This is a genomic window from Megasphaera cerevisiae DSM 20462 (assembly GCF_001045675.1).
GTDB classification, from domain to species: domain Bacteria; phylum Bacillota; class Negativicutes; order Veillonellales; family Megasphaeraceae; genus Megasphaera; species Megasphaera cerevisiae.
Window position 1 is genome coordinate 1 of sequence record NZ_LEKT01000079.1, and the last position, 7,975, is coordinate 7,975.

Genomic DNA, 7,975 nt, shown 5'->3' on the forward strand with positions numbered 1-7,975 from the left:
AGGACTGCAGGTCATTGCAACACGGGTAACTGCCGGGGATGACTGCAGCATTATTATTGAAGATGGATATATCAAAGGACAGGAACAGCCAATTGTAGATGCTGCACCTAAACCCACATGGCAGCCTGGTAAATTTTAAAAGGAGGAACGCATATGTTTGAGAAATGGACCATAAAAAGTGTTAAATATCTCAATTCAAGGATATTTATTAAGTTTATGGATGACAATGATGCCGAATATTCGCTGAAAAGTGAGGACCCCGCACGGCCGGAATTTATGGATGCCCTGCGTCATTTTAGAGATTGTTTCCGGTCTTTTGAAAGCAATCCCATATTGGATAGTCCTTCTAAAATGGCAATTCATACTATTGGATTTAAGTATAAGGACGACCAATTAAACAGTTTTGCTCCCACTTGTACAGTGCGTTCTGAGAATGGGTTCGAAGGGGAACTAGCAATCGCTGCCATAGCGTATCCGACCAATAATAAAGATATCAATATCGCCCTTTCAACAATTACATGCGAGGCCAATCAATATATTGCAGGCCATCGGGCACAAATGGGGCTGTTTGATGGAGAGGAGGAATAGACCGTGAATATTATTTCTGGGAAAATACAAAAATATCAAAAAATAGTTGTGTATGGACCGGAAGGTATTGGTAAATCTACCTTTGCCTCCCAGTTCCCACAGCCATTATTTATTGATACAGAGGGCAGTACCGCTCATCTCAATGTAGATCGGCTGGAACGCCCATCTTCATGGGCCATGTTGATGCAGTACATTAGTGATCTAAAAAAAGATAACCTTGGCTATCAAACACTGGTTATCGATACGATTGACTGGGCCGAGCATTTATGTGTCGAATTTATCTGCAATAAGAATCAAGTTAGTGGCATCGAAGATTTTGGATATGGCAAGGGCTATATGTATGAAAAAGAAGAATTTGGTCGGCTGTTGAATCGGCTGCAAGATTTAGTAGATACCCAAATGAACGTCGTGCTGACGGCACATGCCATGGTCCGGAAGTTTGAACGGCCAGATCAGACACCCTATGACAGATACGAATTGAAACTAAATAAAGCCGGCGGCGCTAAAATATCCGATATGGTCAAGGAATGGGCGGACATGCTGCTCTTTGCCGATTATAAAATCGAGGTTTACAAGGTAGACAGCAAAGACAGCAACGCAAAAAAAACGAAAGTCAGCGGCGGGCAGCGTGTCATGTACACCTGCCATCACCTTAACTGGGATGCCAAAAACCGGCATGGCTTGAAAGATTGCCTGCCTTTTGAATACCGCCAGATCGCGCACTGCATCCCATCTAAAATTAGTCGGGACACGGCACCTGTCGTGGATACCAAACCGGCGCCAGTCAATCCTGCACCGCCGAAGCGCAATCCGGATGTCGTAGCGGACAAACAGGAGGTAGTTCTGCCGCCGGTACAACAGACGGTTACACAAGACACGGCAAGCATTCCAAAGGAGCTGGCAGACCTCATGGTAGCACAGCACATCACTGAGGTGGATATTCGTAAGGCCGTAGCATCCCGGGGGTATTTTCCCGAGGATATGGCAATCGCAGACTATCCAGAAGATTTTGTTAAAGGCTGCTTAATTGCCGCATTTCCGGCTATTGTAGCCGTAATTAAAGAATTACATGACCAAGAAAATATACCTTTTTAATAAAGTAGGAGGAAGAATATTATGGCAGAAGATAAAGCATTTAGCTGGGATGATACCTATCAAGAAACAGAAAGTGAATTTACACTATTGCCGCCAGGCGATTACGATTTTACTATCGTAGATTTTGAACGAGGCTATTTTGACGGCAGCGAAAAAATGCCGGCGTGCCCGGAAGCCAATTTGAAATATAAAGTAGTAGCAGCCGATGGGAAAGAAGCCACCATTAAACAAAAATTATTCCTGCATTCTAAATCACAATGGCAATTAACGAACTTTGCCTGCGCGATCGGACATGCCAAACGGGGCGACGGTAAATTTTCCATTCGCTGGAATGAATTGATTGGCGCTACGGGGAGATTTCAGTTAGGTATCCATAAATACAAGGATAATGAATATAATCAGGTCAAAAAGTTTTATGACAAAGAGCCGGCAGCCGGCGGCGTAACCTATCAGCAGGGAGCGTTTTAAATGGGCAGCCTGGCGCTGCGTCCCTACCAGCAGGCGGCCGAAACGGCCGTTCTGCAGGAATGGGAAGGCGAAAATAAGAAAACGCTGTTAGTGCTGCCAACGGGGACGGGCAAGACCATTGTTTTTGCCAAGATCACGGAAGACCGTGTTCGGGTCGGAGAACGAGTACTTATCATGGCCCATCGGGAAGAATTATTAAAACAGGCGGCGGATAAAATTGAAAAAGCAACCGGTCTGAAAAGTGCGGTGGAAAAAGCCGAACAATCCTGCAAAGGAAGTTGGTATCGCGTGGTGGTGGGTAGCGTGCAAACATTAACACGGGATAAGCGGCTGAAGCAATTTAGCCGCAATTTTTTTGACACGATTATCATCGATGAAGCCCACCACAGTGTGTCAGACAGCTATCAGCATGTATTACAGTATTTTGACGGGGCAAAGGTCCTGGGAGTTACTGCAACGCCGGACCGGTCCGATATGCGGAATTTGGGAACCTATTACAATAGCCTGGCCTATGAATATAGTTTGCCGCAAGCCATTAAGGATGGCTATCTCAGTAAAATTGTGGCACAGACGATCCCGCTTACCATTGATATATCCGGCGTAGGATTTTCAGCTGGTGATTATAAAATGGGGGAATTAGGCACCGCGTTAGATCCGTATTTGGCGCAGATCGCTCAAGAGATGTTGACGTACTGTGCCGATCGCAAGACCGTCGTGTTTCTGCCTCTGGTAAAAACCAGTCAGAAGTTTTGTGAATTATTGAATCAGGTTGGGTTTAATGCAGCGGAGGTGAATGGCAATAGCGACGATCGGGAACAGGTGTTACAAGATTTTGATGCAGGGAAATATAATGTCCTTTGTAATTCTATGCTCCTGACGGAAGGATGGGATTGCCCCAGTGTGGATTGTGTGATTGTTTTGCGGGCGACGAAAAGCCGCAGTTTATACAGTCAGATGGTAGGCCGAGGCACCCGGCTGTATCCCGGCAAGGACCATGTGCTGCTCTTGGATTTCTTGTGGAATACAGAAAAACATGAACTCTGCCGACCGGCGTGCTTGATTGCGGAAAGCGAAGATGTTGCCGCCAAGATGACAGAAAAGCTCAATGAATCGGGGAAACCGGAAGATTTGGAAGTATTGGAGCAAGAAGCATCAGAAGATGTCGTCTCTGATCGGGAAGCGGCACTGGCCGATAAATTAGCAGCTATGAAGAAACGGAAACGTCGGTTAGTGGATCCGCTGCAATTTGAAATGTCGATTCAAGCGGAAGATCTGTCAGGGTACGTCCCTTCATTTGGATGGGAAATGGGTCCGGCTACCAAAAAACAGCTGGAGGCGTTAGAAAAGTTTGGGATTTTTGGCGATGAAATTGAAAACGCCGGTAAGGCGAAATTGATATTAGACAAACTCATTAAACGGAAAGAGTCGGGCCTTGCCACACCGCGGCAGATCCGGTTACTTGAAAGCAGAGGGTTTCAGCACGTCGGGACGTGGACGTTTGCTGCAGCTACAAAATTAATCGGACGTATTGCTGCCAGAGGCTGGCGCATCCCGAGCGATATTAAACCGGCGGAATATATCCCCGAAGCCTAAAAAGGAGTAGTCACCATGGAACATGAAATAGAATTGCAGCCGCTCCTGCAATACATCGATCCGTCATTTTGCACCTATCAGGAATGGACCAATGTAGGCATGGCACTGAAACTAGAAGGCTATGCTGTCAGTGACTGGGACGCATGGAGCCTGCGAGATACTGCGAGGTATCATGCCGGTGAATGTGAAAAGAAATGGTGCACCTTTAATGGCGCCAATACCCCCGTAACTGGGGCCACAATCGTCGATATGGCCAAGAAAGGCGGCTGGCATGCAGATGCCGGTTCCGGGCATGCCTTTGATTGGGATGACGTCATACAGGAAAAAGACGAACAGGTCATTATTGATCAACGGTGGCTGGAAGGACGGGAACTACAGGATCCGGGAAGTACTTGGAATCCAGTGCAAGACTTGATCACGTACCTATCAACTTTGTTTGACAGTACCGATTATGTCGGGTATGTAACCAGTTCATGGGAAAAAGACGGGCAGTTTTTCCCAAGCAAAGGAAATTTTAAGCGCACAGCCGGCGAACTGCTCGAAAGCCTTACCATTTGCGATGGAGATATCGGTGCCGTACTAGGTGACTATAAGCCAAAGGTCGGGGCGTGGATCCGATTTAATCCATTAGATGGGAAAGGCATTCGCAATGAAAATGTAACGGATTTTAAATATGCCTTAGTAGAATCGGATTGCATGGAACTGGAAAAGCAAAATGAGATCATCCGGCAGTTGGAACTCCCTGTAGCATGCCTGGTATATAGCGGCGGGAAAAGCATTCATGCGATTGTACATATTGATGCCAGCAGCTATGACGAATACCGCAAGAGAGTGGATTATCTTTATGCCATATGTCGTAAGAATGGGCTGGAAATCGATCAGCAAAACCGGAATCCGTCCCGCTTATCGCGGATGCCAGGCGTAATGCGCGGAGATAAGAAGCAATACCTTATCGATACTCACATCGGGAAAGCCAATTTTGTCGAGTGGCGGGAATGGATTGAAGCCATTAATGATGATTTGCCGGATCCGGAAAGCCTGAAAGACGTGTGGAACAACATGCCGGAATTATCACCGTCGTTGATAGAGGGTGTATTGCGACAGGGACATAAAATGATGCTGGCCGGCCCATCTAAGGCAGGAAAGTCCTATGCGTTGATCGAACTTACGGCAGCGATTGCAGAGGGCCGTAAATGGCTTACTTGGGATTGCGCGCAGGGAAAAGTGCTATATGTCAATCTGGAATTGGACAGAGCCAGCTGCTTGCATCGTTTTAAAGATGTGTATGATGCACTGGGCTGGCCGGCGCAAAACCTCCGTAATATTGATATTTGGAATCTGCGAGGCAAGTCCATCCCAATGGATAAACTGGCACCTAAGTTAATTCGGAGAGCGGCTCGTAAGGATTATTTGGCGATTATTATTGACCCAATCTACAAGATTATTACGGGCGATGAAAACAGCGCCGATCAGATGGCCCATTTTTGTAACCAGTTTGATAAAGTTTGCACGGAACTTAATTGTGCCGTGATCTATTGCCATCATCATAGTAAAGGATCCCAGGGTGGTAAGCGCAGCATGGACCGCGCCAGCGGTTCCGGCGTATTTGCCCGGGATGCTGATGCGTTGCTGGATATGATTCAGCTGGAGGTTGATCAGGTCGGCGTACCGGGAACCGGGTGGCGGCTTGAAGGCACGCTGCGTGAATTCCGTACGTTTGAGCCGCTGAATTTATGGTTTGAGTATCCGATACACAAGATTGACGACAGCGGCACGCTGGCGGCCTTAACCCCGGACGCAGAAAAAGAACCGTGGAAGAAAGGGCAAGAAACGCAACAAAAGCGAAAGGAAGCTAAAAAGCAACAAATGGAAAGTGCCTACAATGCGTGCCTTATTAGTGGATTCGTAACTGTATCTGGAATGGCAGAATATATGAATACCACAGAAAGAACTATACGGCGTTATATAAAAGAAAGTAATAAGTTTGATTTTGATAACGGTAAAGTGGTAATGAAAAATACATAATAGGTAAACAAAGATGAATTGTAAGCTTCGGCATCCGTACGAAAGTCCTGATTGTCCATAATGTATAATGGCGAATGTTTATTCAGACAATGGTTTAGATGCCCGCATAAAAATCCGGACAAAACGGACGGCATCCGTCTTATATATAAGGATTGTCCGTCTGTATAATTTCCGTGGGGTCCTTGGACAAAAAATGTTAAAAAAATGGCACCGAGGTTTGCCATTTTCTTTTAACACATTTTTCGTCCTGAACCAGGACCATGGCGGTTCTGGTTTCTCAAAAAAAAATGAGGTGAAAAAATTGAAAAAGAAAATTTATAAAAAAGCATTGGCAATGATGGTAAGTGAAATTGCAGATTGTAGTTGGTGCCCAATGAAAGATGCTGAAGGAATTTGTACACAGCCAGAAATATGTGATCTCGATCATTGCAATAGAATTATTGCGGAGCATTGGCTGGAAAAGGCTGAAAAGGAGCTGGCAAAATGATTGTTCAATTTTTTATCCCTATGAAATTGCCAACGGCTACTCACCAAGAAAAAAAATGGACTGTTCGAAAGGGGAAACCGTACTCATATGAGCCGCCGGCTGTGCAGGATGCCCGGCAGAAGTTTACCGCTTATTTTTCTAAATTCATTCCGGAACGGAAACTAAAAGGCCCGTTGGTACTCACGACACAATGGATTTACCTGACAGACAAAAAACACCCGCCGAAGACGTGGAAGGCGACCAAGCCGGATACAGATAATTTAGTCAAGTTGCCCAAAGATGTGCTGACAGCGCTTCATTTTTGGGGCGATGATGGTCAGGTGGCATCCGAAACGATTCAAAAATTTTATGATACGATTCCCGGATTGCATGTCCGGATTGAGGAGATAGAACCATGAACATAGATCAGTACTTTACCACGGAAAAAGAAAATGCATTTTTAGGTTTGTTTAAAGTGTACGTACAGCGGGAAGGCTGGCAGGACTTGTTGCAACAGGTGGAGACACGTACAGATTTCTTTACGGCACCCGCATCCACTCGTCATCATGGTGCGTATGAAGGAGGATTGCTGGATCATAGTTTACATGTATGCTACCGGCTGCATGATCTGCGCCGGACGCTTGCGAATCAACATATAGTATTATCTGAAGAATCTTGTACAATATGCGCATTGCTCCATGATATTTGCAAAGCCAATCAGTATCACAAAGAAAAGAAATGGCAGAAAAACGACGTGGGGCAGTGGGAAGAAAAGATGGTGTACATCTTTAAGGATGATATGCCGCTAGGGCATGGTGAAAAATCTGTCATGATGATTTTACCATACATGCGACTGACAGCAGAAGAACAATTGGCCATCCGGTGGCATATGGGGCGTTTTGATACGGCAGCCGATAACTATAACGGACTGCAGACACTGGGGGCGGCACAGCGGGCATATCCCTTAGTTACGGCGTTGCATCTGGCTGATATGATGGCTACATGGTTTGATGAAACCGAATACGATGGATAGAAAAGAAATGGTAAGCCGAGCCCGGTCTGCATTTAAAGAAGTACTGGGGACAATGGAACAGCCAAAATCACCACTTTTACAACGGGACCCAACGATAAAAGGAATGGTTGAATCTATTATCCGCAAAGTCGAAGCTGCCCGTGACCCCGAAAACTGGCCAATCGAAGAATACACGGACGATTTCAAAAAATATCATCCAGCAGATCATCAGCAATGGGTATGGCTGTTTATGCAAGCTGCATTTAAATCCCGCGAGCTGGCCGACACATTATGTATTTTACGAGGAATGGGGTGTGAGCTGGTGCCAGATCAAACGTATGGCTACGTGATACGTCCCATTATCGGCGGTAAGGGCTGGCAAAGCATAGAACAATATAATTTAACCAAGGAACCATTAAAAGACCACACAAGCGAATTATTGCCGCTTTTGAAGCAGTTAGGAGGAAAAAAAATATGAAAATATCGGAACTACGGAATATGACAGACTCGGAGTTAAAGGAATTAGCCAAGCAAAAGAGGATCACCAAAAAGGGAAAATGTAGTCCTACGTCAGATGCTTATCAAGCCCAAAATATATTATGGATCAGGGCAGGTCGACCGTTTGACAGAAAAGAACAGCCAAATGATGATCCATGGGGATTAATTGACAGCGAATAGTAGGAGGTAGAAAAATGATATTTGGGATCATTGTTAATACCAAAATGCGA

10 protein-coding genes are annotated in these 7,975 nt (G+C 45.6%); all 10 read left to right on the forward strand.

The window, feature by feature from the left end; genetic code table 11:
- The first annotated feature begins 153 nt into the window (after nt 1-153).
- On the forward strand, nt 154-588 hold the full coding sequence (locus AB840_RS14445; protein WP_048515547.1) for a hypothetical protein: 435 nt from the start codon (nt 154-156) through the stop codon (nt 586-588).
- Between the two features lie 3 nt (nt 589-591).
- A complete protein-coding gene (locus tag AB840_RS14450; protein ID WP_048515548.1) occupies nt 592-1,683 on the forward strand; it encodes an ATP-binding protein in 1,092 nt (363 codons plus the stop codon).
- 21 nt (nt 1,684-1,704) lie between these two features.
- On the forward strand, nt 1,705-2,151 hold the full coding sequence (locus AB840_RS14455) for a hypothetical protein (protein WP_048515549.1): 447 nt from the start codon (nt 1,705-1,707) through the stop codon (nt 2,149-2,151).
- Nucleotides 2,152-3,744 carry a DEAD/DEAH box helicase gene (locus tag AB840_RS14460; RefSeq protein WP_200809997.1) on the forward strand — a complete coding sequence of 531 codons (1,593 nt, stop codon included), beginning with the start codon at nt 2,152-2,154 and terminating at the stop codon, nt 3,742-3,744.
- A gap of 15 nt (nt 3,745-3,759) precedes the next feature.
- Nucleotides 3,760-5,769: an AAA family ATPase gene (locus tag AB840_RS14465; RefSeq protein WP_048515550.1), complete on the forward strand. Its 2,010-nt coding sequence runs from the start codon at nt 3,760-3,762 to the stop codon at nt 5,767-5,769.
- Between the two features lie 193 nt (nt 5,770-5,962).
- Entirely contained in the window at nt 5,963-6,256 is a 294-nt protein-coding gene (locus AB840_RS14470; RefSeq protein ID WP_160300572.1) for a hypothetical protein, read from the forward strand.
- Nucleotides 6,253-6,654 (forward strand): RusA family crossover junction endodeoxyribonuclease, encoded by a 402-nt coding sequence (locus AB840_RS14475; RefSeq protein ID WP_048515552.1) that lies wholly within the window; start codon nt 6,253-6,255, stop codon nt 6,652-6,654. The genes AB840_RS14470 and AB840_RS14475 overlap by 4 nt, the downstream gene beginning before the upstream one ends.
- Complete coding sequence (locus tag AB840_RS14480) at nt 6,651-7,268, forward strand: HD domain-containing protein (RefSeq protein WP_048515553.1); 618 nt, start codon at nt 6,651-6,653, stop codon at nt 7,266-7,268. The genes AB840_RS14475 and AB840_RS14480 overlap by 4 nt, the downstream gene beginning before the upstream one ends.
- Nucleotides 7,261-7,725: a hypothetical protein gene (locus tag AB840_RS14485; protein ID WP_072061871.1), complete on the forward strand. Its 465-nt coding sequence runs from the start codon at nt 7,261-7,263 to the stop codon at nt 7,723-7,725. Before AB840_RS14480 ends, AB840_RS14485 begins: the two co-directional genes overlap by 8 nt.
- On the forward strand, nt 7,722-7,925 hold the full coding sequence (locus tag AB840_RS17455) for a hypothetical protein (RefSeq protein ID WP_072061872.1): 204 nt from the start codon (nt 7,722-7,724) through the stop codon (nt 7,923-7,925). Before AB840_RS14485 ends, AB840_RS17455 begins: the two co-directional genes overlap by 4 nt.
- The last annotated feature ends 50 nt before the right edge of the window (nt 7,926-7,975 follow it).

Bases quoted from the DNA above. Each gene is read 5' to 3' on its own strand.
- AB840_RS14460 (WP_200809997.1), top strand. From the start codon at position 2,152: ATGGGCAGCCTGGCGCTGCGTCCCTACCAGCAGGCGGCCGAAACGGCC.
- AB840_RS17455 (WP_072061872.1), top strand. From the start codon at position 7,722: ATGAAAATATCGGAACTACGGAATATGACAGACTCGGAGTTAAAGGAA.
- AB840_RS14445 (WP_048515547.1), top strand. From the start codon at position 154: ATGTTTGAGAAATGGACCATAAAAAGTGTTAAATATCTCAATTCAAGG.
- AB840_RS14470 (WP_160300572.1), top strand. From the start codon at position 5,963: ATGTTAAAAAAATGGCACCGAGGTTTGCCATTTTCTTTTAACACATTT.
- AB840_RS14455 (WP_048515549.1), top strand. From the start codon at position 1,705: ATGGCAGAAGATAAAGCATTTAGCTGGGATGATACCTATCAAGAAACA.
- AB840_RS14475 (WP_048515552.1), top strand. From the start codon at position 6,253: ATGATTGTTCAATTTTTTATCCCTATGAAATTGCCAACGGCTACTCAC.
- AB840_RS14465 (WP_048515550.1), top strand. From the start codon at position 3,760: ATGGAACATGAAATAGAATTGCAGCCGCTCCTGCAATACATCGATCCG.
- AB840_RS14485 (WP_072061871.1), top strand. From the start codon at position 7,261: ATGGATAGAAAAGAAATGGTAAGCCGAGCCCGGTCTGCATTTAAAGAA.
- AB840_RS14480 (WP_048515553.1), top strand. From the start codon at position 6,651: ATGAACATAGATCAGTACTTTACCACGGAAAAAGAAAATGCATTTTTA.